Raw genomic sequence first — 337 nt, forward strand, 5'->3', positions numbered from 1 at the left:
CCAACGCCACCCTGCCCCGCACCGCCAACTCCGGCTCACCACCACCCACCACAGACGGCAGCACCGAGACGGCCTGGTCGTCGATGGAGGTGGCGGGCAAGTCCACGAGAACCAACCGGCCGGGGTTCTCCGACTGCGCCGAGCGCAGCAAACCCCAGACGGAAGCCGCCGCCAGATCGGCCACCCGCTCGCCCGCCGAGGCGGCCACGCCACCACGGGTGATCACGGCCAACTGTGCGTTCTCCAGGCGCTCTTCAGCGAGCCACTCCTGCACCAGGCCCAGAGCCTCGCCGGTCGCCCGGCGGGCGGCCCCGGCCACGTCGCCGTCCGTGTCGCC

1 protein-coding gene is annotated in these 337 nt (G+C 73.3%); it reads right to left on the reverse strand.

Features of this window, described 5'->3' with window-relative positions; translation table 11 throughout:
- A partial coding sequence (locus tag AC4IJH_RS43805; RefSeq protein WP_490857615.1) for a SpnB-like Rossmann fold domain-containing protein occupies positions 1-337 on the reverse strand: 337 nt, incomplete at both ends.

The sequence above is a fragment of the Streptomyces sp. UF-297 genome (assembly GCF_058245575.1).